We start from the raw sequence: 24054 nt of genomic DNA, 5'->3' as shown, positions 1-24054 counted from the left end.
ACACCGGGCTGGCATTGTCGCCCATTGCCCCCATCTGGTCAGCTCGGTAGGCTGACCGATTGCCGTCCCCCTGCTGGCCCGGCACCCAGCCAACGCCCCCCATAACCGGATCCCCCATGGCGATGGATTTCATCCGCATCCGCGGCGCGCGGACGCACAACCTCAAGAACATCGACCTCGACCTGCCCCGCGACAAGCTGATCGTGATCACCGGCCTGTCCGGCTCGGGCAAGTCCTCGCTGGCGTTCGACACCATCTATGCAGAAGGCCAGCGCCGCTACGTCGAGTCGCTGTCGGCCTATGCACGGCAGTTCCTGAGCGTGATGGAAAAGCCGGACCTGGACCACATCGAGGGGCTGTCGCCGGCCATCTCGATCGAGCAGAAGTCGACCTCGCACAACCCGCGTTCGACCGTCGGCACGATCACCGAGATCTACGACTACCTGCGCCTGCTGTATGCACGCGTGGGCACCCCGCGCTGCCCCGACCACGGCTATCCGCTGGAAGCGCAGACGGTCAGCCAGATGGTCGACCAGGTGCTGACCCTGGACCCGGAACAGCGTTACATGCTGCTGGCCCCGGTCATCCGCGACCGCAAGGGTGAACATGCGCAGGTGTTCGACCAGCTGCGCGCGCAGGGCTTCGTGCGTGTGCGCGTGGATGGCGAGCTGTATGAGATCGACTCCGTGCCGCCGCTGGCCCTTCGCCAGAAGCACACCATCGAAGCGGTGATCGACCGTTTCCGCCCGCGCGAGGACATCAAGCAACGCCTGGCCGAGAGCTTCGAGACCGCGCTGAAGCTGGGTGATGGCATGGCCTCGGTGCAGAGCCTGGACAACGCCGACACCGCGCCGACCCTGTTCTCCTCCAAGTATTCCTGCCCGGTCTGCGATTACTCGCTGCCCGAGCTGGAACCCCGCCTGTTCTCCTTCAACGCGCCGATGGGCGCCTGCCCGGGCTGCGATGGCCTGGGCATGGCCGAGTTCTTCGACCCGGCGCGCGTGGTGGTGCACCCGGAACTGTCCCTGGCCGCCGGCGCGGTGCGCGGCTGGGACCGCCGCAACGCGTACTACTTCCAGCTGATCGCCTCGCTGGCCAAGCACTACAAGTTCGACGTCGATGCGTCGTGGAATTCGCTGCCGGCCACCGTGCAGCAGGCCGTGCTGTATGGCAGCGGCGAGGATGCGATCACCTTCACCTACTTCACCGAAGCCGGTGGCCGCACCCAGCGCAAGCACCGCTTCGAGGGCATCATTCCGAACCTGGAACGGCGCTACAAGGAAACCGAATCGGCGGCGGTGCAGGAAGAGCTGGGCAAGTACATCAGCGAACACGCCTGCCCCGAATGCAAGGGTGCGCGCCTGAACCGGGCCGCGCGCAACGTGTTTGTGGCCGACCGCCCGTTGCCCGACCTGGTGGTGCTGCCGATCGACGAGGCGCTGAAGTTCTTCAGCGAACTGAGCCTGCCGGGCTGGCGCGGCGAGATCGCCTCGAAGATCGTCAAGGAGATCGGCGAACGCCTGGGCTTCCTGGTCGACGTGGGCCTGGATTACCTGACCCTGGAACGCAAGGCTGACACCTTGTCCGGTGGCGAGGCGCAGCGCATCCGCCTGGCCAGCCAGATCGGTGCCGGCCTGGTCGGCGTGATGTATGTGCTCGATGAGCCGTCCATCGGCCTGCACCAGCGCGACAACGAACGCCTGCTGGGCACCCTCACCCGCCTGCGCGACCTCGGCAACACGGTCATCGTGGTCGAGCATGACGAGGATGCGATCCGCCTGGCCGATTACGTGCTGGACATCGGCCCGGGCGCGGGCGTGCATGGCGGCGAGATCGTCGGCCAGGGCACCCTGCAGGACATCCTGGATGCACCGCGCTCGCTCACCGGCCAGTACCTGTCGGGCAAGCGCAGCATCGAGATCCCGGCGCGCCGGCACAAGCCGAACCCGAAGATGACGCTGCACCTGCGTGGTGCCAGCGGCAACAACCTGAAGGGCGTGGACCTGTCGATTCCGTCGGGCCTGCTGACCTGCGTGACCGGCGTGTCCGGCTCGGGCAAGTCGACCCTGATCAACGACACCCTGTATTCGCTGGCCGCCAACGAGATCAACGGCTCCTCGCACCCGATCGCCCCGTACAAGGAGATCGACGGCCTGGACCTGTTCGACAAGGTGGTGGATATCGACCAGTCGCCGATCGGCCGCACCCCGCGCTCGAACCCGGCCACCTACACCGGCCTGTTCACGCCGCTGCGCGAACTGTTCGCCCAGGTGCCCGAAGCGCGTGCGCGCGGCTATTCGCCGGGCCGTTTCAGCTTCAACGTCCGCGGTGGCCGTTGCGAAGCCTGCCAGGGCGATGGCCTGATCAAGGTCGAGATGCACTTCCTGCCGGACGTGTACGTGCCCTGCGATGTCTGCCACGGCAAGCGCTACAACCGCGAGACGCTGGAGATCCTGTACAAGGGCTACAACATCAACGACGTGCTGGAAATGACCGTCGAGGATGCGCTGAAGCTGTTCGAGCCGGTACCGTCCATCGCCCGCAAGCTGGAAACCCTGGTGGACGTGGGCCTGAGCTACATCAAGCTGGGCCAGAGCGCGACCACGCTGTCCGGCGGTGAAGCGCAGCGCGTGAAGCTGTCCAAGGAACTGTCGCGCCGCGATACCGGCCGCACCCTGTACATCCTCGACGAGCCGACCACCGGCCTGCACTTCCACGACATCGAAGCGCTGCTGGGCGTGCTGCACAAGCTGCGCGACGAAGGCAACACGGTGGTGGTGATCGAGCACAACCTGGACGTCATCAAGACCGCCGACTGGATCGTCGACCTCGGCCCGGAAGGCGGCCACCGCGGTGGCACCATCCTGGTGACCGGCACGCCGGAAGACGTGGCGGCCTGCCCGCAGTCGTACACCGGCCAGTTCCTGGCCCGCATGCTGCCCTCGACCAGCGCGCGCCCGGAGCAGCCGGCCGCCGTGGCCAACAAGCCCGACGCCCGCCCGCCGCGCAAGGTGAAGCCCGAGAAGCCGGCCAAGGTGGCGAAGAAGGCCGTGGCCGCCAAGAGCACCGGCAAGGCCAGCAAGAGCACGACGAAGAAGAAGGACGCCTGATGAGCAGCGAACACAAGATCCTGGCCCGCATCCCGATCAGCGTGCGCTGGCGTGACATGGACAGCATGGGCCACGTCAACAACGCCAAGTACATTTCCTACCTGGAAGAAGCGCGCGTGCGCTGGATGCTGGGCGTGGACGGCGTGTCGATGACCGACCGAATCGCACCGGTGGTGGCCGCAACCAACGTCAACTACCGCCTGCCGATCGTGTGGCCCAACGACATCCTGGTCGAACTGTTCGTCGAGCGGCTGGGCAACAGCAGCGTGACCATCGGCCACCGCATCGTGGACCAGCAGGACGATACCAAGCTGTATTCGGATGGCAACGTGGTGGTGGTCTGGATGGATACGCAGACCGGCAAGAGCGCACCGCTGCCGGACGCGATCCGCAGCGCGTCCACCTGATCCGCCCTTGGTAGATGCCGACCTTGGTCGGCGTTTCGCACGCCGGGCATGGCCCGGCGCTACCGTTGCAATTCAAAGGACTGAGATGATCCACCACACCGAACTGCGCGACCTGCTGCCCGGCATGGTCCCCTTCCCCGCCGATGTCTTTCCTGCCGACCAGGCCTGGCTTGGCCAGCACCTGCTGCCACTGCTGAAGATCGACCTGGGCGTGTTGCGGCCTGAACTGGCCGGCCAGGTGGCGACCCTGCTGTGCCCGATCGAGCCGTATGAAGGCTGCATCGGTGACGACACCACGGAACACCACAACGCGTTCACCGCCAGCAACTGGATCGCCTTCGCGCTGACCGCCGACAACCAGATGCGCTTCCTCGGCAACGAAGCGTACTTCCTGGGCGATGCGGTGGATGATGACGACGCACGTGCGCACGTGGCCGAGATGCGTGACAGCCATGACCAAGCCAAGGCGTACTTTCAGCAGCACGGCGGTCTGGCGAGTTTCTCGCGCTACGGCGATGGCGAACCGGAAGAACAGGCATGGCTGAACCAGATGGGCGGCCCGATCTGGTTCGGCAACTGGACCGGGTACACACGCATTCCGCCTGCCTTCGTGATTGAAGACCTCGCCGGTACCACCCAGCGCGGCAATCTGCACTTCCGTAACAGCAGCGACCACCTGCCCGATGATGGCATCCGCATCACCCGCGATGACCAGCCGTTCTTCCATGTCGCCAGCGTAGCCGCCTACAACTGGTGCGCCGCCGGTGCTGATGCGATTGTGATGTTCTACGAACCAGTGAGCCGCACCGTGCTGTTCACCTACGACTGGTCGTAGACCACCGTGGTAGTGCGGCCGCTGGCCGGCAATTACTACGCTGCCGGCCAGCGGCCGGCACTACCGGATGCTGCGGCGGCCATCGCCGGCTAAGCGTTACGGGGCGGCCTTGCGTACCGTCAACGTTGCACTCACTTCGCCACCGCCCTCCAGCTGCAACCGCAGCGGCACCGCCTGCCCCTCCTTCAGGGCGCCCTTCCCCTCCATCAGCATCAGGTGCAGGCCACCCGGCCTGAGTTCGGCGCGTGCGCCCGGCGCCAACGGCAGACGCTCAACCTCACGCATCCGGCTGACACCATCGACAATCGTGGTTTCGTGCAGCGACACGTCACCGAAGCTGGCACTGCGGGCGCCGCTGATGGCCACCGCTTTCGCGCAGCCGTTATGGATAACCCCGTAGCCAGCGGTCATCGGCATGGCCGGGTTTGGCGGCAGGCGCGCCCAGCCCTGCTGCACGGTGACGCAGGCCGGCGCGGCGGTCGCCGCCGATGCTGCGCCCGCACACAGCAGCAACAATACGCCAACGAATGGTTTGGTTATCATCGCCTCAGATTCCTGTCCGCAACGAGACCGCAGCATGACGACGCTCATCGAGGTGATCAACCATGGCCCCATCCGCGAGCTGCGCCTGGCGCGGCCACCGGTCAATGCACTGGACACCGAACTGTGCCGCCAGCTGATCCACGCCATTGAGCTGGCGATGGCAGAAGACGTGCACGGTATCGTGCTGTCGGGCAGCGAGCGGGTCTTCACTGGCGGCATGGATGTGCCGCATCTGCTGTCGCACGGCGATGACAAGCACAAGTTGCTGGACAGCTGGAACGCCTTCTTCGGCGCCGTGCGCACCGTGGCCGAGAGCCGCATCCCGGTGGTGGCTGCGCTGACCGGCCATGCGCCGGCCGGCGGCTGCGTGCTGGCACTGTGCTGCGATTACCGGGTGATGGCGCGCAGTGCCGATCCGGCGCGCCCGTATGCGATCGGCCTGAACGAGGTGCAGGTGGGGCTGGTGGCGCCGGAAGGCATCCAGCGCCTGCTGCGCCGCGCGGTGGGCGTGCACCGCGCCGGCATCCTGCTCAGCACGGGCGCGCTGGTGCCGGCCGAGCAGGCGCTGCAGATCGGCCTGGTGGATGAACTGGCCGAGGGCGACCTGGTGGTGGCACGCGCCATTGCCTGGCTGCAGCACCTGCTCAAGCAGCCGCGCCAGCCGATGCTGCTGACCCGCGCCATCGCCCGCGCCGATCTGCACGAGGCCCTGCACCCGGACCTGATCCAGCTGGATCGGTTCGTCGAGGCCTGGTTCGCGCCGGATGCGCAGAATGCCCTGCAGGCGCTGGTGGCGAGGCTGGGCAAGTAGCCGCTGCGCCTCGCCCGGGGTCAGAGCCCTTTCGCAAAGCGAAAGGGATCCGACCCCTGACCGGTATAATCGAGCCTTCTTCACTGCTGTGGCCGCCCCCTTGAACGACACGCCCGAACCCGTCGTCTCCGAGCTGATCGACCTGCTCACCCTGGAGCGGCTGGAGGACAACCTGTTCCGCGGACAGAGCCGCGACATCGGCACCAAGTACGTGTTCGGTGGCCAGGTGCTGGGCCAGGCACTGGCGGCCGCGCAGGCCACGGTCGACAACGGCCGCCACGTGCATTCGCTGCACGCTTATTTCCTGCGCGCAGGCAACATCGACCACCCCATCGTCTATGACGTGGACCGGACCCGTGATGGCGGCAGCTTTTCCGTTCGCCGGGTCACGGCGATCCAGCACGGCAAGGTGATCTTCTTCTGTGCGGCCTCGTTCCAGCAGGCCGAGACCGGCGCCCAGCACCAGCACAAGATGCCCGAAGTGCCGCAGCCGGAAGACATCGAGCCGAACCGCCCGCTGCCGGCCGAAGTGCTGGCGCGGCTGCCGATCAAAGTGCAGCGCTGGCTCTCGCGCGGCGGTCCGTTCGAGTTCCGCCATGTGTACCCGCGCGATGAGCTCAACCCGCCCAAGCGCCCGCCCTACCACCAGGTGTGGCTGCGCCTGAGCGAACCGGTGGGCGATGCGCCGGAACTGCACCAGGCCCTGCTGGCCTATGCCTCCGATTTCCATCTGCTGGGCACCGCCACGTTCCCGCACGGCATCAGCTACTACCACCCGCACGTGCAGATGGCCTCGCTGGACCACGCGATCTGGTTCCACCGCCCGTTCCGCGCCGACGATTGGCTGCTGTATTCGCTGGACAGCCCCAGTGCGCAGGATTCGCGCGGCCTGGCCCGTGGCCAGTTCTTCACCCGTGATGGTGTGCTGGTGGCCAGCACCGCCCAGGAGGGCCTGATCCGCGTGGTACCGGACCAGGCTGCCGCGGCCGCCGTGCCGGCCAAGGAGTAAGCGATGCGCCAGATTTTCAGCAGCCAGCGCGTGGAAACCGTCGAAGGCGTGGCCGAGCTGCTGCGCGGCCACGGCATCGAAGTGAAGGTGACCAACGGGCGCTCGTACAAGACCCGCCGCCGTGGCCAGTTCAGCTACACCGACCTGGGCAACAGCCAGGGCTACCCGGCGGTCTGGATCGTGCGCGCCGACGACCAGCCACGTGCGCGCGAGATCCTGCGCGACGCACGCCTGCTCGACACTACCCGCCGCGACCACCCCACGGCCGAATTCGCCTTCCGCGATACCGCCGAAACCGCTGGCAGCGGCCGCAGCTGGGCCTGGCGCATCCGCATTGCCCTGCTGGTGGTCATTGCCGGCGTGGCCCTGGTGATCGGCCTGCGCCACCGCGGCCCCCCGGCACCTGCAGCACCGGCCCCGGCCCCGCAGGCCCAGCCGCAGCAGGCACAACCGGCCCCGCAGGCCGCACCGGAAGAAGAAGAAGTCCGCGTGCGCATCCAGCCGTCGACATAACAACGGGGAGTGCCGGCCGCTGGCTGGCAACGCACGGCCGACGAAGCTGCCGGCCAGCGGCCGGCACTACCGTATTGGTCACATCTGCCGCGCGGCTCCGTCTTGGGACACAATCCCAGCAGGAGCTGCCGCCATGACGACCTTCGCTGCAACCATCGACGAAACGCTGGAACGCGAGCTGACGGCCGCCAGCAATGGCTGCCAGCATGCCTATGGGCGCATCGTGCTGGCCTGCCAGAACACGATCACCGCCATCGCGCTGGCCATCACCCGCGACCGCCAGGCCAGCGAAGACATCGCCCAGGAAGCCTTCGTCAAAGGCTGGCAGCAGCTGCACCAGCTGCGCAGCTCCACCAGCTTCCTGCCCTGGCTGCGGCAGATCACCCGCAACCTGGCGCGCGACTGGCTGCGCACACAGCGCGGCCGCCCCCTGAGCGGCGATGCCGCCGACGTGGCTCTCAGCATGGCGGCCGACCCGGCGCCGGGCGCTGCCGACCGCCTGCAACGGCTGGAAGAAGAACTGGCCGCCGAGGACATCATCTCCGCCCTGCCCAGCGACAGCCGCGAAGTGCTGCTGCTCTACTACCGCGAGGGCCAGCGTTCGCAGCAGGTGGCCGATCTGCTGGGCCTGAGCGATGCGGCCGTGCGCAAACGGCTGTCACGCGCGCGGGCGCAGGTGCGCGATGGCCTGCTGCAGCGTTTCGGCGAATTTGCCCGCAGCACTGCACCCAGCGCGGCCTTCGCAACCACGGTCGTGTCGATGGTGCTGATTGCTGCACCGGGTACGGCCAGCGCGGCGATCCTGCTGGGCACCGGGGTGGGCGTGGGCGTGGGCGGCAGCAAGCTGGGCCTGGGCGGCGTCAGTGCCGCTGGCGGCACCGCGCTGGGCTCACTGACGGCGGCCATCGGTGAAAGCCCACTGGTCGGCAACGGCTTCAACGCAGGCATCGTGGTCGGCGGGGTGATCGGCGGCTTCGTCGGCTGCTACCTTGGCGGGCGGTACCTGCTGCGCTTCGCCGAAACGCCCACCGAGCAGGCGCAGATCATGCGCTTCGTGCGCTACAGCACCCTCACCGCGATGGGCATCTGCATGGCGGTGCTGATCGGTGAAATGCTGAAGGCACCGACGTGGATGGTGACCTCCTCGCTGATGCTGGGCATGGGCGTGGTCAGCTACCAGTGCCTGGGGCCGCTGCAACGGATCATGGCGCCGTTGATCGCCCGCGACAATGCACGGCGCGGACGTACCGGGCGCAACTGGGTGTTTGAATCCATGTACGGCCGAACGGCGATCATCAGCTGCTGCGTTGTCCTGCTGCTGGCGATCATGGGCCTGCACTGGCTGGAACTGCAGGGCTGATCAATGAAACGACAACGCCGGCACGAGGCCGGCGTTGTCGTTGTTCACAGCAGCGGGGTTCAGCGCGGCGGCTTCGGTGCATTGCCATCACGCGGGCCGCCATGGCGCGGGCCACCGTGCATCGGACCCTTGGCGGCATCGAACTCGGCCTTGCTCAGCTGGCCGTCCTTGTTGGTGTCGGCTGCGGCGAACCACGCATCACGGTGCTGCTTCATGCGCAGCTCGCGGTCGGCCTTGTCCAGGTAGCCGTCCTTGTTGACGTCCAGCTGGTCGAAGCGCGCCGCCAGACGCGGGTCGGCCTTGGCCTCCTCGCGGCTGATGCGGCCGTCCTTGTTCACGTCCAGCTTGGCCATCCAGGCACCGGCGCCACCGCGACGGCCATGCTTCCAGCGCGGCAGCTCGTCACGCGACAGCTTGCCGTCCTTGTTCTTGTCCAGTTCGTCGAACTTCGCGGCCAGGCGCGGGTTGGCAGCGGCTTCGCTGCGGTCGATGACGCCATCGCCATTGGCATCCAGCTTGGCATGACGCTGCGCCGGGGAGTTCGGCGTGGCCGGGGTATCGGCGGCCAGCGCGATGCCGGTGGCGGAGGTGCCCAGCAGCAGGGCCAGCAGCAGGGGGGTACGGATCATGGAGTCACTCCTGGTATGGGATTGCGTCGGGGTGAACACTTCACCCTCGGGAGACAACAACGCCCGGCCGCGACATCGGTTGACGCATGCCCCGGTTACGTTCATCCGGCGGACAGTCGCGGCCATTGCGACGCGCTGGGGCTATGCTGTGCCCATGGCGATCCACGGCGACAGAGACGACGAACTGAGGCTGTTCCAGACCGGCGAGCACCCCTGCGGGTACTGGTCGGACCGGGTTGCGCGCGATCTGGTGCTCGATCCGCAGGACCGTCGCCTGGGCGGGCTGTACCCGCTGGCCCTGAGCTGGGGCTTCCGCCGCAGCGGTGATCTGGTCTACCGCCCCCACTGCGCGCAGTGCCATGCCTGCGTGGCCGTACGCATCCCGGTGGCGCGTTTCGCCGCCGACCGCAGCCAGCGCCGCTGCGCCACGCGCAATGCCGATCTGGAAGTGCGCATCACCGCGGCCATGCCGCGCCAGGATCTGTTCGATCTCTACCACCGCTACCTGACCCATCGCCACGCCAACGGGGGCATGGATGACCACGGCATGCACGAGTTCGAGCAGTTCCTCATCGGCAGCTGGTCGCATACCCGCTTTCTGGAAATGCGCCTGCCCGGCCACGACGGCCAGCCCAGCCAGCTGCTGGGGGTAGCGGTGACCGACGTGACCGAACACGGCCTGTCGGCGGTCTATACCTTCTTCGACCCGGACCATGCCGCGCGTGGGCTGGGCACCTTCGCCATCCTGCAGCAGATCGAGTGGGCCCGCCGCGAGGGGCTGCCGCACGTGTACCTGGGCTACTGGATCCGCGACCACCAGAAGATGGACTACAAGCGTCGCTACCGCCCGCTGGAGGCCTACGACGGCCGCCGCTGGCATGATTTCGACAGCGAACTGGACGGACGCTGACAAACCGCTGACACCGGGCCGGGTGCACAATACGGCCATGAACATCCTCCGCCGCCACCCCCTGATCCTCGCCCTGGCCCTGCTCTGCGGCGCCAGCGCCCCTGCCTTCGCCAAGTCCCCTGCGATGACCGAAAAGCCGTCCTCGACGCTGCGTCTGGCCACCTACAACACCTCCCTGTACTCGGATGATGCCGGCGGCCTGATCAAGGAGCTGGAAGGCGACAGCGAGCACGCGCGCAAGATCGCCGCGGTGCTGCAGCAGGTGCGCCCGGACCTGGTGCTGCTGAATGAGTTCGATTTCGACGACGCCCACCGCGCGGCCGACCTGTTCCAGAAGCGCTATCTGGAAGTGGCCCAGCCCGGTGGCGGCAAGCCGCTGCACTTCGCCTACCGCTATCTGGCCCCGGTCAATACCGGCGTGCCCAGCGGCCTGGACCTGGACGGCAACGGCACGGTCGGCGGTGAAGGCCGCAGCCGTGGCAACGATGCCTGGGGCTACGGCCTGCACCCGGGCCAGTACGGCATGCTGGTGCTGTCGCGCTACCCGATCGACGAAGCCAAGGTGCGCAGCTTCCAGCTGCTGAAGTGGAGCACGATGCCCGGCGCGATCCGTCCGGTGGACCCGCGCACCGGCAAGAGCTTCTACAACGACCAGGTGTGGTCGCAGCTGCGCCTGTCCTCGAAGTCGCATTGGGACGTGCCGGTGAAGACCCCGGCCGGCGTAGTGCACGCGCTGGTCTCGCACCCGACGCCGCCGGTGTTCGACGGCCCGGAAAAGCGCAACGCCGCACGCAACCACGACGAACTGCGCCTGTGGCAGGAGTACCTTTCGGCCGGTGACAAGCCGTGGCTGTGTGATGACCAGGGCCACTGCGGCGGCCTGGCCCAGGATGCGCGCTTTGTGATCTTCGGCGATCTGAACAACGACCCGGTGGACGGCGACGGCCGCCACGATGCGATCGTCAACCTGATCGAGAACCCGCGCGTGCTGCGCTACCCCACCCCGCGCAGCGTCGGTGGCGAGCAGACCAGCCTGGCCTATGCGGCCAAGGGCATCGTGCGCAAGGGTGCCCCGTTCCACGCCACCGGCGATTTCGGCCCGAAGTCCGGCACGATGCGCCTGGATTACGTGCTGCCTTCGACCGGTTTCGAGTACATCGGCAGTGGCATCTTCTGGCCGGCCAATGAAAGCCCGGAAGCGAAGATCGCCGACGGCAGCGACCACCACCTGGTGTGGGTAGACGTGAAGTAGAGCCGACTGGGTAGAGTCGACTGGGTAGAGTCGACTGTTAGTCGACTGCATGGAAAACGTACCGACCAACGGTCGGTACCTACCGCGGATGCAGCACCAGCCCCCCCCCCTTGGCCCGAGACGTTTTGATGTCCGTGATCGCCATCGTTCTCGAAAAAGATGATGTCAGCCCTGCCGCCTTGCTCAAGCTCCATATTGAAAATTGCTGGTGAAGAGCGCCTTTACGTGAAGTGCTATGAAATCCCCCACGGTGAGCGCTATGCCGACAATGCAGATCTGAATATCTTCAGTATTGATGAATCCTTGGTGGAGAGCATTCTGGATTCCGCCGACAAGGAAGTGCAGCGACAGCGTGAGAGTTAGTGAAGAGTACCGACCAACGGTCGGTACCCACCGGGAAGTTACGGGCGCAGTTCGACGCCGATGGCGTCGGCGGCATCACGCGCGATCGCACGCGCGTCTTCGATGGTTTCCGCGCGCGCCAGGGTCACGCCCACGCGGCGATGGCCGTGCACGCTCGGCTTGCCGAACAGGCGCACCGCGGTGTCCGGCACCTGCAGCGCGGCGGCTACGTCGTTGAAGTACGGCACGCCTTCGCCATGCGCCAGCAGCGCGCACGAGGCCGACGGGCCGCTCTGGCGGATGACCGGAACCGGCAGGCCGAGGATGGCGCGTGCATGCAGGGCGAATTCGCTCAGTTCCTGCGACACCAGGGTCACCAGGCCGGTGTCGTGCGGGCGCGGAGAGACTTCGCTGAACCACACCTCGTCGCCCTTCACGAACAACTCGACGCCGAACAGACCCCAGCCACCCAGGTCATCGGTGATCGCACGCGAGATTTCTTCCGCGCGCGCCAGCGCAGCGCTGGACATCGGCTGCGGCTGCCAGCTTTCGCGATAATCGCCATCCTTCTGCAGGTGGCCGATCGGCGCGCAGAACGAGGTGCCACCGGCATGGCGCACGGTCAGCAGGGTGATCTCGTAATCGAAGTCGATGAAGCCTTCCACGATGCAGCGGCCGGCACCGGCACGGCCGCCGGTCTGCGCGTATTCCCACGCCGGGGCGATGTCCGCCTCGCTGCGCAGGGTGCTCTGGCCCTTGCCCGAGGACGACATCACCGGCTTGACCACGCACGGCAGGCCGATGGCCGCCACGGCGGCGCGATACTCGGCCTCGGTGTCGACGAAGCGGTAGGGCGAAGTCGGCAGGCCCAGGGTTTCGGCGGCCAGGCGGCGGATGCCTTCACGGTCCATGGTCAGGCGCGCGGCGCGCGCGGTCGGCACCACCCGCAGGCCCTGCTCCTGTTCCAGCTGGACCAGGGTCTCGGTGTGGATGGCTTCGATTTCCGGCACCACCAGGTGCGGCTGCTCCTGCGCGATCAGCGCGCGCAACGCCATGGCGTCAAGCATGTCGATCACGTGCGCGCGGTGCGCGACCTGCATGGCCGGGGCATCGGCATAGCGGTCGGCGGCGATCACCTCCACGCCGAGGCGCTGCAGTTCGATGGCCACTTCCTTGCCAAGTTCGCCCGAGCCCAACAGCAGGACGCGGGTGGCGGAGGGGGACAACGGGGTTCCAAGCTTGGCCATGGCGGGGGTCCGGCAGCGATGTGAAGGCGGGGGGGCATTCTAGCCGGTCTGCCCGCGCCAGCCGACGAACGGCACTTGCCGACTGATATCAATTTGATATCTTCCTATCGAACCCTCAAGGACGTACTCCCATGAAAGAGAAGTCGCTTTCCTCCCTCAACGGCTTGAGCACGCTTGCTGGCGCCCTGCTGGTCGCGCTGGCTGGCGGAGCGCTGTTCGTGCTCGGCGTCGCGGCCAAGGCGACCGCCGGCTCGCCGAACCTGCTGATGCTGTTCGGCGGGGTCGTGATCGCAGCGCTGGCCATTTTCGCGCTGGCCGGCCTGTACACCGTGCAGCCCAACCAGGCGGCGGTGCTGAGCCTGTTCGGCAAGTACGTGGGCACCGTCAAGGACAACGGCCTGCGCTGGAACAACCCCTTCTACAGCAAGCGCCGGGTCAGCCAGCGGGTGCGCAATTTCGAGAGCGGCAAGCTGAAGGTGAACGAGCTGGACGGCAGCCCGATCGAGATCGCCGCGGTGATCGTCTGGCAGGTGATCGACGCCTCCGAGGCGGTCTACAACGTGGACGACTACGAAAGCTTCGTGCACATCCAGTCCGAATCGGCCCTGCGCGCGATGGCCACCAGCTACCCGTACGACCAGCATGAGGACGGCCAGTTGGCGCTGCGCAGCCACGCCAACGAAATTTCCCTGCACCTGAAGAACGAACTGGCCGAGCGCCTGGCCGATGCCGGCGTGCAGGTGCTCGACGCGCGCATCAGCCACCTGGCCTACGCCGCCGAGATTGCCCAGGCCATGCTGCAGCGCCAGCAGGCCAACGCGGTGATCGCCGCGCGCACCCGCATCGTGGCCGGTGCGGTGGGCATGGTGGAAATGGCGCTGGCCGAACTGCAGAAGAACGGCGTGGTGCAGCTGGATGAGGAACGCAAGGCGCACATGGTCAGCAACCTGCTGACCGTGCTGTGCTCGGACCGTGGCACCCAGCCGATCGTCAACGCTGGTTCGCTGTACTGAACCCTCGCAACGGGGCGCCCCGGCGCCCCGCCAGGAGCTTGCATGAGTGAGAAGAAAGCCTACCCGCTGCGCATCAATGCCGACGTCCTGGCCGCCGCGCAGCGCTGGGCTGACGACGAGTTGCGCAGCCTCAACGCGCAGATCGAGTACGTGCTGCGCGACGCCCTGCGCAAGGCAGGACGCCTGCCGAAACCCAAGCCATCGTCGGAGGACAAGGAATGAGCAAGCGTTGGAGCTACCTGACTGTCGAAGTCAAACCATCATGGATGGGTGTGCACCAGCCGGAGGAGGTCCAGGCTGAGCTGAGCCGCCAGGGCCAGCTCGGCTGGGAACTGGTCAACATCATCATTCCGGCGCCGATGCGCCCGGCCATGCTGATCTTCAAGAAGGAGCTGTGACCATGCGCCTGCGCCCTACCCTGTTTGCCGTCGCACTGGCCGCCCTGAGCGGCGGCGCCCTGGCTGCCGAACCGCAGCAGGTCGCCACGCAGCTGCTGGACCACCTGCAGGCCGGGCGCATTGCCGAGGCCGAAGCGATGTTCACCCCGCAGATGGCTGCGGCCGTACCGGCCGAGCGGCTGCAGGGGCTGTGGCAATCGCTGGGAACGCTGGAGCAGCGCGGTACCGCGCGCAGCAGCGAACAGCAGGGCGTGCACCTGGTGGAAGTGCCGCTGCAGTTCGCCAGCGGCGCGGTGGTGGCGCAGGTCGCGGTGGATGCGCAGGACAAGGTCGCCGGCCTGATGCTGCGCCCCGCCCCAGCGGCCAAGGCCGCGCCGCCGCCGGCCGACGCGAACTACACCGAGACGGATTTCAGCGTGCCGCAGGCGCGCGGCGCCCTGCCGGGCACGCTGACCCTGCCCAAGGGCAAGGGTCCGTTCCCGGCCGTGGCACTGGTGCATGGCTCGGGCCCACAGGACCGCGACGAAACCATCGGTGGCAGCCGCCCGTTCCTCGATCTCGCCCGCGGCCTGGCCGCGCAGGGCATCGCCGTGCTGCGCTACGACAAGCGCACCTTCGCCCGCCCGCAGGATTTCCGCAGCGGCACCTTCACTGTCGATGACGAAACCACCGACGACGCGGTGGCCGCGCTGACTGCGCTGGCGGCCAGCCCGCACATCGATGGCCGCCGCGTGTTCGTGCTCGGCCACAGCCAGGGCGGCATGCTGGCCCCGCGCATCGCCAGCCGCTGGCCACAGGCTCGCGGCGCGATCCTGTGGGCGGCCCCGGCACGCACCCTGCTGGAACTGCTGCCCGAACAGAACCGCTACCTGCTCAGCCTGGACGGTGACATCAGCGCACAGGAACAGGTCTTCCTGGACACGCTCGACGCGCAGATCGCCGCTGCGCGCGGCAGTGCGCCGGTCGCCGCCAGCGAACTGCCGCTGGGCGTGCCGCAGACCTTCTGGAAGAGCATCGAAGCGGTCAACGCACGTGCCGACGCAGCGGCGCTGCACAAGCCCCTGCTGATGCTGCACGGTGGTCGCGACTTCCAGGTGCCCGATGCGGACTGGCAGCTGTGGAAGCAGGCACTGAACGATCGCAGGGACGTGCAGTGGCAGGCCTACCCTGCCCTCAACCATATCGGCGTGGCCGGCAGCGGCCCCAGTTCGCTGAAGGAGTACAACCAGCCCGGTCATGTGGACGCCACCCTGATTGCCGATGTGGCGCGCTGGGTGGAGGCGCAGCGATGAGCGGCAGCGATCCGCGCGTGTTCGACGTTGCCGAGAGTTCGCCGCTGCGCGTGCTGTGGATTATCGGCCCGTTGCTGCTTGTGTTCGCTCTGTCCCTCTGGGCCGAGCTGAAGCACGCGCCGGCAGGGGCACCGTGGATGGAGATCACCCTCAGCCCACCGTTCTTCCGCTTGTGGGGCAGCGCGGGCTGGAGCCTGGCCGTGCTGGTGCTGATCGGCGCCGGACTGGGCACGGCGTTCTTCCGCCGCAGGGTCAGCCTCGATGGCGATGTACTGGACGTGCGCTCGACCCTGTACCGCCGCCGCACGCCGGTGGCGCAGATGCAGCTGGACCAGGCCGAGGTGGTCGACCTCGGCCGTGACCGCCGCTATGGCCTGCGCCTGAAGACCAATGGCTACTCGATGCCGGGCTTCCATTCCGGGCATTTCCGCCTGCAGGGTGGCGGCAAGGGCTTTGCACTGGTGACCGACCGCGAGCGCACGCTGGCCATTCCGGTACGCGGCGGCAGCACCCTGCTGCTCAGCCTGGATCGGCCGCAGGCCCTGCTGGAGGCGCTGCGCAAGGTGGCTGCCGCCGCGCCACGGCAGTAAGCTGCGGGCATGCACCCTCGCACGCCCCTGCTGATCAACACCGAGAGTCTGGAACTGTGGCCGGCCGCGCTGCTGCGTGCGCGCAGCAACCTGGATGCGCGCCTGCTGGCGCGTGCGCGCTGGGTACTGCGGCGCAAGCGCGATGGCCGTTACCTGGCCGCAGTGCTGGCGCAGGGCGTGCACTCGCTGGTGCCGCACCTGCCGCGCGAGCCGGGCGTCGAGCACGCGCTGGCGTTGCTGGACGACGCCACCGGGGCACGCCCCTTTGCGGCAACGCTGGACGCACAGTCGCTGCCCCTGGCGGGCCTGCAGCAGCACCTTCAGCAGTTGGGCCTGGATGCGCAGCAGTACGCGCAGCAGAGCGGGCTGGCACTGGAGTGCGAGCCCTGCGTGCTGCATTTCGCTGGCCGTGACCGCTTCGGCCGCCCGCTGTGGCTGCGCCGTGGCGCCGCGCAGGGCTGGCGCCGCATGCGCCTGCACGCCGCGCGCGATGGCATCGCACTGGATGCGATTTCCGGCTTCCGCAGCCACGCCTACCAGCTGGGCATCTTCGAGCGGAAGCTGGCGCGCGGCCTGTCTGTCGATGAGATCCTGAAGGTCAACGCGGCACCGGGCTTCAGCGAACACCACAGCGGCCATGCGCTGGACATCGGCACACCGGGCGATGCGCCGGCCGAGGAAACCTTTGAAGCCACCGCCGCCTTCGCCTGGCTGCAGGCACATGCCGGCACGCATGGCTTCCACCTGAGCTACCCGCGCGACAACCCGCACGGCATCGTCTACGAGCCGTGGCACTGGTGCTGGAACAGCGCACGCTGAGGCAGTCGAGCATGGCTCGACTCTACACAGATCATTTGAACGATCCGGGATTCCATCCACGCGTGGCGTGGATCTACCCCCCGCCTGCGGCGGGCGTCACCGCCGCAGTGCGTTGATCGCCAGCAGCACCCAGCCCGCCATCAACGTGGTGCCGCCCACCGGAGCAAAGCGCGTCGGCCACTGCCACAGTGCAGCGCCGGCCAGGCTGCCGGAAAACAGCAGCACGCCCAGCAGCAGCGCGTACAGGCCCAGATGCGCGATGAGCCCCTGTGCGCGCGGGCCGACCGCCAGAAGCACTGCGCCATGCGCGAAGGCGTACAGCGCGGCCATGTTCAGATGCTGCTGGGCCAGCGGCTCGGCCACGCCGTGCGCGGCATAGGCGGACAGGCCGATGGAGGCTGCGGCCAGCAGTGCGCCCACGCAGGCCAGCAGGGAAGGCTTACGCGCACGTCGATCCGGATTGAACATGACTGTTCCTTGCGCAATGCGCCACAGGGGCGCAGATCAAAAAAAAACGCGCCGCAGGAAGCGGCGCGTTTTCGTATCCAACACTACATGGGTCAGCCGAGGCTTACTTGACGGCCCAGTAGATGTCGTAGGTACCTTCCGGGGTGAACGACTTGTCCAGACCGTCCTTCCAGGATTCGTACGGGCGATCGACCACTTCCGAACCGTTGGTCACAGCCCAGGCACGCAGCGCGTTGCGGGCGATGTCCAGGCCAGCCATGTGGCCGGTGTAGGCAGCATGGGCCGAACGGTGCGGAGCCACGCGGACGTACTTGACCGGTGCACCGCCGTCGATCTTGACGCTCAGTTCTTCAGCGCCAGCGCCTTCAGCACCCTTCTTCTTCACCGGCTGGGCGATGTCGAAGGCGTACTTCTCAGCACCGAAATCGGTGGTGATGATGCGGAACGGGCCAGCGGCTTCGAGACCATTGGCCTCCATCACGCGCTTGATCCACTCCTGGTTGTCCTTGATGGACTTGGTGATGGTGTCCTGGCCGCGGTCGACGTTACCGGCGTTGACGACCAGCAGGTCTTCAGCCGGCACTTCCACGATACCCAGATCGGTCAGCGGGGCTTCGGCGGTGCGGTAGTCGACGTTCGGCACGGTGGCCAGCATGTTCGCCATGCGCGACAGACCCATCTTGATGTCGTCGCCGATCTGGCGGCTGACATACAGGCCTGCGTAACGACCGAACAGGTCGAAGCCGTACTTCACCGAGTAATCCTGGGTGATCTTGACGTTACGGCCACCCTTGCCGGTCGGCTCCAGGGTGAAGGTGGTGACCTTGTCGTGGCCCTTGGTCGGGTCTTCGACGGCGATCACAACACGCTTGTTCTCTTCCGAATCGGTGATCTTCCAGGAACCGTTGCCCAGCTCCTTGGAGGAGAAGTCGAGCGTGGCACCCTTGCCGGAGGCCGGGCCGGACAGCTTCAGGTCAACGGCGGGATCGCGCAGTACCAGCGGGTTCCAGTCCTTGAAGCGGCGCAGGCTGTTGACCGTGTCGTACACGATCGTCATCTTGCGGTTGGTCTCGATGCTTTCGGTGATGTGACGCTCGCCCGGCAGACAGACGCCAATAATGACGAACAGGCCAGCCACGATCCCCAAGGCGATCAGGAACTCGATAATACGGGTCATTCAGAGAGTCTCCGGGGCCGATCCCACGGCCGGGTTGATTGAAGCGAAGCGCCAATCCTAGCAGGCTTCGCAGGCATTGTTTATCGGATTGGCGCACCGGTTTCCGTGCCGGCTGCGTATTTGTATGGACAAAGATTTTGAAGGGTAACGCATCCTGCCCCCCGGGATGTAGAGGGGCACGACGCCCCGGCACCGGGGCTTTCACCCAAATCATTGTCGCAAAAGGACTTTTTCAGACCAGCTGGAGTTCAAACGCCTTCAGCACGGCGCGGGTGCGGTCGCGCACCCCCAGCTTGGACAGGATGTTGGACACGTGGTTCTTGATGGTCCCTTCGGCGACCCCCAGCGAATTGGCGATCTCCTTGTTGGAGAAACCGCTGGCCATCAGCCGCAGGATCTCGGTTTCGCGGTCGGTCAGCGGGTCGGGGCGGTCCAGGCTGACGAAGTCGTTGCGCATGTGCTCCAGGCCGGACAGCAGGCGCTGCGTCACCGCCGGCTGGACCAGCGAACCGCCGTCGGCCACGGTACGGATGGCACCGACCAGCTGCGCCAGGGTCACATCCTTGAGCAGGTAGCCCTTGGCCCCGGCCTTGAGCCCGGCCAGCACCAGCTGGTCGTCATCGAAGGTGGTCAGGATGATGGTCGGCGGCAGCTGTTCCTGCCGCGACAGCACCTGCAGGGCTTCCAGGCCGGACATCACCGGCATGCGCATGTCCATCAGGACCACGTCCGGACGCACCTGCGGGACCAGCTCGACGGCCTGGCGGCCATCACCGGCCTCGGCCACCACTTCGATACCGTCGTCGAGCGCCAGCAGGGAGCGGATTCCCTGCCGCACCAGGGTTTGGTCATCGACCAGGCAGACGCGAATCATCAACGCACTCCTTCAGGAACTTCGGTGAGGGCCGCCAGCACCGTTGCCGGTACCGTGGCCCGCAGGCGGAAGCCTTCGCCGGGGTGGGTGTCCACCTGCAGCTGGCCGCCACATTGTTGCAGGCGTTCGCGCATCCCGCGCAAGCCATTGCCCGCATTGACCCTCTGCGCGCCGACCCCGTCATCATTGGCCTCCACGACCACCTGCCCCGGCGCCTCACGGTACACCCGGATCCACAGGTGGCGGGCCTGGGCATGGCGCACCGCGTTGGTGATGATCTCCTGGGTGCAGCGCAGCAGCACGTGGGCACGCTGCGGGTCTTCCACGTTCAGCGGCTCCTCCACATCCAGCACGATGTCCAGCGAGGGCACATTCTCGGTCAGCGGGCGCAGCGCGGCGGCCAGGTCGATGGCGCCGGTCTCGCGCAGCTGGCTGACCACTTCGCGCACGTTGCCCAGCAGCAGCTTGGCCAGGGTATGTGAACGCTTGACGTGTTCCAGCGCCTGGCCCTCGGCCAGATGCCCGGCCACTTCCAGGTTCAGGGTCAGCGCCGTCAGCTGGTGGCCCAGCACGTCGTGCAGTTCGCGCGAGATGCGGGTGCGCTCGTTCACCCGCGCGCTTTCGGCCAGCAGGGCGCGGGTCGCGCGCAGTTCGGCATTCAGGCGGCGCTGCTCATCACGGGCCTCGGTCTGCTGCCGCGCGACCAGGCTGGTCACGAAGATGAACATGGAAAAGCCGCCATACAGCAGTGACTGCATCACTGCCTCGAACAGCGGGAAACGCAGCAGCACGTAATAGACCGGGGCCACCGCCAGCTGGCTGACCAGCAGCCACAGCACGCCCAGCCGCACCGAGAGCATCCACGGGATGACCCCGGCGGCGACCATCATCAGGATGCTGCCCAGGCCCGAGCCGCTGAGGAAGCTGACCCCCAGCGCGGAAATGGTGAGCAGCAGGAGCAGCCCGCGGTCCAGCCAGGTGGTGTGGCTGTCGCTGCGCAGCGAGCGGGTCAGCCGGAAGTAAGCGGCGCCGAAGGACAGGTAGGCCAGGAACAGCAGCACAGCCCAGCCGCCCATGTCGGCACGGGCATGCAGGTTCTCGAACTGCGAATAGGCCAGGGGCAGGCCGACCATGACCCAGGTAAACAGGCCGGCCAGGCGGAGGACACGGGTATGGCTGAGGACTCCCAACATGCCAGCACTCTACGGTTGAACCCCGCCTGCTGCACTCCCACGGAAGTCATGCCTGCCCTTCCCCCTGTTCATGCCGCAGCCCGCCCCGGGCATGCAATAATCGTGCGCAGGGTCCGTTGATGGACCAACCGCGTTACCCCACGGAGTCACAATGTCGATTGTCATCCGCGACGTGCGCGAGCACGAGCTCGATTCCGTCCTGGCGTTGAACAACAATGCAGGCCTGGCCATCCTCCCGCTGGATGCCGCGCGCCTGCACCTGTTCTACGAAACCGCTGAGTATTTCCGCGTCGCCGAGCGCGACGGCAACCTGGCCGGCTTCCTGATCGGCTTCGGCAGCGACAGCCAGCACGACAGCAGCAACTTCGCCTGGTTCAAGCAGCAGCTGGCCACCCCCTTCTTCTATATCGACCGCATCGTGGTCGCCAGCCGCCGTCGCGGCGGTGGCGTCGGCCGTGCGTTCTATGCCGATGCGCAGAGCTTTGCCGAGCTGCGCTACCCGCAGATGACCTGCGAGGTGTTCCTGGACCACGGCGCCGACGCCGCCCTGCTCTTCCACGGCAGCTTCGGCTTCCGCGAGCTGGGCCAGAACACCATGCCGCACGTCGATGTGCGCGCCAGCATGCTGGCCAAGGAACTGTGCAGCTACCCGTGGGTACACGAAACCTACGGCGGCAAGCTGCCGGATGTGGCATGGGCGCGTGACCGGCAGCTGCCGGTGCAGGCACAGCGGCCGACGGGGACCTGAGCGTGGCGGTGAATTTCGATTACGAACAGGCCGGTGAACTGAAGATCGGCCAGGTGGGCATCGCCAACCTGCGCATCCGTACCCTTGATGTCGAACGCCTCGTGCAGGAAATGCAGGAACGCGTGAACCGTGCGCCGAAGCTGTTCGGCCGCGCGGCCGTCATCCTGGATTTCGGCGGCCTGAGCCAGGTGCCCGACGTGGCCACCGCGCAGGCGCTGGTGGATGGGCTGCGCAGCGCCGGCGTGCTGCCGGTGGCACTGGCCTACGGCACCACGGCGGTCGACCTGCTCTCGCAGCAGCTGGGCCTGCCGCTGCTGGCCAAGTTCCGTGCGCAGTACGAGCGTGCCGAGGCCGAACCGGCCCCGCCGCCGCCCGCACCCGCACCCGAACCGCGTCGTGCCGCCAAGGCCGAACCGGCCGCGGCGCCCGTCGCCCCGGTGGGCAAGGTGGCCGATGCCGCCGCACCGCAGCCGGGCCGCATGCAGCTGGGCAACGTGCGTTCGGGCCAGCAGCTTTACGCGGAAAACTGCGACCTGACCGTGATGGCCACCGTCGGCGCAGGCGCCGAGGTCATCGCCGACGGCAGCATCCATATCTACGGGACCCTGCGCGGCCGCGCGCTGGCAGGGGCCCAGGGCAACACCGCGGCACGTATTTTCTGCCGTGATTTCCATGCGGAACTGGTCGCCATTGCAGGCCATTACAAGGTACTGGACGATGTGCCGGACAACCTGCGCGGCAAGGCCGTGCAGGTGTGGCTGGAACAGGACCAGATCAAGATCGCTGCGCTGGACTGACGCAGCCCCCAAACAGAATCATCAGGAGAAGTCCTTTGGCTGAAATCATCGTAGTCACCTCCGGCAAGGGCGGCGTCGGCAAGACCACTTCCAGCGCGAGCCTGGCCTGCGGCCTGGCACGGCGCGGCAAGAAGGTGGCCGTGATCGACTTCGACGTCGGCCTGCGCAACCTCGACCTGATCATGGGTTGCGAGCGCCGCGTGGTGTACGACTTCGTCAACGTCGTGCACGGCGAAGCCACCCTCAAGCAGGCCCTCATCAAGGACAAGCGCTTCGACAACCTGTACGTGCTGGCTGCCTCGCAGACCCGCGACAAGGACGCGCTGACCCAGGAAGGCGTGGGCAAGGTCCTCAAGGACCTGGCCGCCGACGGCTTCGACTACATCATCTGCGACTCCCCGGCCGGCATCGAGAAGGGCGCCTTCCTGGCGATGTACTTCGCCGACCGCGCCGTGGTGGTGGTGAACCCGGAAGTGTCGTCGGTGCGCGACTCGGACCGCATCATCGGCCTGCTGGACTCGAAGACCCACAAGGCCGAATCGGGCCAGAACGTGCCGGCCTTCCTGCTGCTGACCCGCTACACCCCGGTGCGCGTGGAAAGCGGTGAGATGCTGAGCATCGCCGACGTGGAAGAAGTGCTGGGCCTGAAGGCGATCGGCGTGATCCCCGAATCGGGCGACGTGCTCAATGCCTCCAACAAGGGCGAGCCGGTCATCCTGGACGTGGAATCGGCCGCCGGCCAGGCCTACGACGATGCCGTTGCACGCATCCTCGGCGAAGAGCGCCCGATGCGCTTCACCAACGTCGAGAAGAAGGGCTTCTTCAGCAAGCTGTTCGGAGGGTAAGCATGGGCCTGTTCGATTTCCTCAAAGCGAAGAAGACCACCGCCGAAACCGCGAAGAACCGCCTGCAGATCATCATCGCGCAGGAACGCAGCAACCGCGGTGGCCCCGATTACCTGCCGCTGCTGCAGCGCGAGCTGCTGGAAGTGATCAAGAAGTACGTCAACATCGACGTCGACGCAGTGAAGGTCGACCTGGTGAAGGATGGCCAGCACGATGTGCTGGACATCTCCGTGGCGCTGCCCGAAGGCCCGGAAAAACCCTGACCCCCTGCCCCGCCCGTGCCTGCATGGGCGGGGCCGCGTGACCCCGCATGACCGACACCCCGCCCGAACCGAACGTGACCCGCGTCGGCGATATCGCCTTCGCCGATGCGCAGCGCCTGCTCGCCGCGCATGACCTGCGCCTGCACCATGTGGCCGCGGGCGAGCCGATTCCCGGCAGCTACTGGGGCGAACCGGAGGCCGGCATCATCGCCAGCGATGTGTACGTGCGCGACGACACGCCCGTGCATTCGATGCTGCATGAAGCCTGCCACCTGATCGTGCTGCCGCCGGAGCGGCGCGCGCAGGTGCATACCGACGCCACCGATTCGGTACCCGAGGAAGATGCCACCTGCTACCTGCAGATCGTGCTGGCCGGCCGGCTGCCCGGGGTAGGCAGCGAGCGGCTGATGGCCGACATGGATGCGTGGGGGTACACGTACCGGTTGGGGTCGACCAAGGCGTGGTTCGAGCAGGATGCCGAAGACGCGAGAGCGTGGTTGATCGAACGCGGGTTGCTGGAAGCGTAAAGCCGCGGGCGCGGTTGGACATGGGCGCGTGGCGACGCGCTGGACCCCACGGCGCCCATCGTTTCACTCGGCGCGGTTCGAG

28 protein-coding genes are annotated in these 24054 nt (G+C 67.0%); 21 read left to right on the top strand and 7 right to left on the bottom strand.

What is annotated here, in order from left to right:
• Positions 1-116: 116 nt before the first annotated feature.
• The 3 genes from uvrA (at position 117) to C1924_RS05765 (ending at position 4352) form a co-directional block, all read left to right on the top strand.
• On the top strand, positions 117-3110 hold the full coding sequence (gene uvrA, locus C1924_RS05775) for an excinuclease ABC subunit UvrA (protein ID WP_108764436.1): 2994 nt from the start codon (positions 117-119) through the stop codon (positions 3108-3110).
• Positions 3110-3517, top strand: a complete 408-nt coding sequence (locus tag C1924_RS05770; RefSeq protein ID WP_108764435.1) for a thioesterase family protein — start codon at positions 3110-3112, stop codon at positions 3515-3517. Before uvrA ends, C1924_RS05770 begins: the two co-directional genes overlap by 1 nt.
• A gap of 85 nt (positions 3518-3602) precedes the next feature.
• A complete protein-coding gene (locus C1924_RS05765; protein ID WP_108764434.1) occupies positions 3603-4352 on the top strand; it encodes an enolase in 750 nt (249 codons plus the stop codon).
• A gap of 96 nt (positions 4353-4448) precedes the next feature.
• Here C1924_RS05765 and C1924_RS05760 read toward each other — a convergent pair whose 3' ends face one another.
• Positions 4449-4895: a copper chaperone PCu(A)C gene (locus tag C1924_RS05760; protein ID WP_108764433.1), complete on the bottom strand. Its 447-nt coding sequence runs from the start codon at positions 4893-4895 to the stop codon at positions 4449-4451.
• A gap of 34 nt (positions 4896-4929) precedes the next feature.
• Here C1924_RS05760 and C1924_RS05755 point away from each other — a divergent pair, with 34 nt between their 5' ends.
• The 4 genes from C1924_RS05755 to C1924_RS05740 all read left to right on the top strand — a co-directional run bounded on the left by C1924_RS05755 (position 4930) and on the right by C1924_RS05740 (position 8588).
• Positions 4930-5706: an enoyl-CoA hydratase/isomerase family protein gene (locus tag C1924_RS05755; RefSeq protein WP_108764432.1), complete on the top strand. Its 777-nt coding sequence runs from the start codon at positions 4930-4932 to the stop codon at positions 5704-5706.
• 100 nt (positions 5707-5806) lie between these two features.
• Positions 5807-6715 carry an acyl-CoA thioesterase II gene (gene tesB, locus C1924_RS05750; RefSeq protein ID WP_108764431.1) on the top strand — a complete coding sequence of 303 codons (909 nt, stop codon included), beginning with the start codon at positions 5807-5809 and terminating at the stop codon, positions 6713-6715.
• 3 nt (positions 6716-6718) lie between these two features.
• On the top strand, positions 6719-7228 hold the full coding sequence (locus C1924_RS05745) for a pathogenicity-like protein (protein WP_108764430.1): 510 nt from the start codon (positions 6719-6721) through the stop codon (positions 7226-7228).
• Between the two features lie 133 nt (positions 7229-7361).
• The gene (locus C1924_RS05740) at positions 7362-8588 is read left to right on the top strand and encodes a sigma-70 family RNA polymerase sigma factor (RefSeq protein WP_108764429.1); all 1227 of its coding nucleotides are present in this window, start codon (positions 7362-7364) and stop codon (positions 8586-8588) included.
• Between the two features lie 59 nt (positions 8589-8647).
• On the opposite strand, the gene C1924_RS05735 is transcribed toward C1924_RS05740, so the two are convergent.
• Positions 8648-9217 (bottom strand): EF-hand domain-containing protein, encoded by a 570-nt coding sequence (locus C1924_RS05735; protein WP_108764428.1) that lies wholly within the window; start codon positions 9215-9217, stop codon positions 8648-8650.
• A 154-nt stretch (positions 9218-9371) separates the two neighbouring features.
• On the opposite strand from C1924_RS05735, the gene C1924_RS05730 reads away from it, so the two are divergent.
• The 3 genes from C1924_RS05730 to C1924_RS20260 all read left to right on the top strand — a co-directional run bounded on the left by C1924_RS05730 (position 9372) and on the right by C1924_RS20260 (position 11742).
• Positions 9372-10127, top strand: coding sequence for an arginyltransferase (locus C1924_RS05730; RefSeq protein ID WP_108764427.1), 756 nt, complete (start codon positions 9372-9374; stop codon positions 10125-10127).
• Between the two features lie 37 nt (positions 10128-10164).
• Entirely contained in the window at positions 10165-11379 is a 1215-nt protein-coding gene (locus tag C1924_RS05725) for an endonuclease/exonuclease/phosphatase family protein (RefSeq protein ID WP_108766980.1), read from the top strand.
• 162 nt (positions 11380-11541) lie between these two features.
• The gene (locus tag C1924_RS20260; protein ID WP_159094757.1) at positions 11542-11742 is read left to right on the top strand and encodes a hypothetical protein; all 201 of its coding nucleotides are present in this window, start codon (positions 11542-11544) and stop codon (positions 11740-11742) included.
• A 38-nt stretch (positions 11743-11780) separates the two neighbouring features.
• On the opposite strand, the gene purT is transcribed toward C1924_RS20260, so the two are convergent.
• A complete protein-coding gene (gene purT / locus C1924_RS05720) occupies positions 11781-12968 on the bottom strand; it encodes a formate-dependent phosphoribosylglycinamide formyltransferase (protein ID WP_108764426.1) in 1188 nt (395 codons plus the stop codon).
• A 131-nt stretch (positions 12969-13099) separates the two neighbouring features.
• On the opposite strand from purT, the gene C1924_RS05715 reads away from it, so the two are divergent.
• The 6 genes from C1924_RS05715 to C1924_RS05690 are packed head-to-tail and all read left to right on the top strand — an operon-like array spanning position 13100 to position 17080.
• Positions 13100-13981, top strand: coding sequence for an SPFH domain-containing protein (locus tag C1924_RS05715; protein ID WP_108764425.1), 882 nt, complete (start codon positions 13100-13102; stop codon positions 13979-13981).
• A gap of 42 nt (positions 13982-14023) precedes the next feature.
• Positions 14024-14203, top strand: a complete 180-nt coding sequence (locus tag C1924_RS05710) for an Arc family DNA binding domain-containing protein (RefSeq protein ID WP_079221055.1) — start codon at positions 14024-14026, stop codon at positions 14201-14203.
• Positions 14200-14379, top strand: a complete 180-nt coding sequence (locus C1924_RS05705) for a DUF4177 domain-containing protein (RefSeq protein WP_108764424.1) — start codon at positions 14200-14202, stop codon at positions 14377-14379. The genes C1924_RS05710 and C1924_RS05705 overlap by 4 nt, the downstream gene beginning before the upstream one ends.
• A 2-nt stretch (positions 14380-14381) precedes the next feature.
• On the top strand, positions 14382-15671 hold the full coding sequence (locus tag C1924_RS05700; RefSeq protein ID WP_108764423.1) for an alpha/beta fold hydrolase: 1290 nt from the start codon (positions 14382-14384) through the stop codon (positions 15669-15671).
• On the top strand, positions 15668-16261 hold the full coding sequence (locus tag C1924_RS05695; protein ID WP_108764422.1) for a PH domain-containing protein: 594 nt from the start codon (positions 15668-15670) through the stop codon (positions 16259-16261). The genes C1924_RS05700 and C1924_RS05695 overlap by 4 nt, the downstream gene beginning before the upstream one ends.
• A 9-nt stretch (positions 16262-16270) precedes the next feature.
• Positions 16271-17080, top strand: coding sequence for a M15 family metallopeptidase (locus C1924_RS05690; RefSeq protein ID WP_108764421.1), 810 nt, complete (start codon positions 16271-16273; stop codon positions 17078-17080).
• 96 nt (positions 17081-17176) lie between these two features.
• On the opposite strand, the gene C1924_RS05685 is transcribed toward C1924_RS05690, so the two are convergent.
• From C1924_RS05685 to C1924_RS05670, 4 genes are all read right to left on the bottom strand, one after another.
• The gene (locus C1924_RS05685) at positions 17177-17548 is read right to left on the bottom strand and encodes a DUF423 domain-containing protein (RefSeq protein WP_108764420.1); all 372 of its coding nucleotides are present in this window, start codon (positions 17546-17548) and stop codon (positions 17177-17179) included.
• Positions 17549-17651: 103 nt separating this feature from the next.
• Entirely contained in the window at positions 17652-18725 is a 1074-nt protein-coding gene (locus tag C1924_RS05680) for an SRPBCC family protein (protein ID WP_108764419.1), read from the bottom strand.
• 232 nt (positions 18726-18957) lie between these two features.
• Entirely contained in the window at positions 18958-19599 is a 642-nt protein-coding gene (locus tag C1924_RS05675) for a response regulator transcription factor (protein ID WP_108764418.1), read from the bottom strand.
• The gene (locus tag C1924_RS05670) at positions 19599-20792 is read right to left on the bottom strand and encodes a sensor histidine kinase (RefSeq protein ID WP_108764417.1); all 1194 of its coding nucleotides are present in this window, start codon (positions 20790-20792) and stop codon (positions 19599-19601) included. Before C1924_RS05670 ends, C1924_RS05675 begins: the two co-directional genes overlap by 1 nt.
• A gap of 151 nt (positions 20793-20943) precedes the next feature.
• Between C1924_RS05670 and C1924_RS05665 the strand changes: the two genes are divergently transcribed.
• Genes C1924_RS05665 through C1924_RS05645 form a run of 5 tightly spaced genes read left to right on the top strand, consistent with a single transcriptional unit; the run spans position 20944 to position 23972 of the window.
• Positions 20944-21540, top strand: coding sequence for a GNAT family N-acetyltransferase (locus C1924_RS05665; protein ID WP_108764416.1), 597 nt, complete (start codon positions 20944-20946; stop codon positions 21538-21540).
• Between the two features lie 8 nt (positions 21541-21548).
• A complete protein-coding gene (minC, locus tag C1924_RS05660; protein ID WP_174208943.1) occupies positions 21549-22337 on the top strand; it encodes a septum site-determining protein MinC in 789 nt (262 codons plus the stop codon).
• A gap of 35 nt (positions 22338-22372) precedes the next feature.
• On the top strand, positions 22373-23182 hold the full coding sequence (gene minD, locus C1924_RS05655) for a septum site-determining protein MinD (protein ID WP_108755675.1): 810 nt from the start codon (positions 22373-22375) through the stop codon (positions 23180-23182).
• Between the two features lie 2 nt (positions 23183-23184).
• Positions 23185-23445, top strand: a complete 261-nt coding sequence (minE, locus tag C1924_RS05650) for a cell division topological specificity factor MinE (RefSeq protein ID WP_079221044.1) — start codon at positions 23185-23187, stop codon at positions 23443-23445.
• A gap of 47 nt (positions 23446-23492) precedes the next feature.
• The gene (locus C1924_RS05645; protein ID WP_108764414.1) at positions 23493-23972 is read left to right on the top strand and encodes a hypothetical protein; all 480 of its coding nucleotides are present in this window, start codon (positions 23493-23495) and stop codon (positions 23970-23972) included.
• The last annotated feature ends 82 nt before the right edge of the window (positions 23973-24054 follow it).

It is taken from the genome of Stenotrophomonas sp. ESTM1D_MKCIP4_1, from assembly GCF_003086895.1.
Taxonomy (GTDB): Bacteria; Pseudomonadota; Gammaproteobacteria; order Xanthomonadales; family Xanthomonadaceae; genus Stenotrophomonas.
The sequence above is the reverse complement of the archived record's forward strand: the minus strand, read 5'-3'. Positions and strand labels throughout refer to the sequence as shown.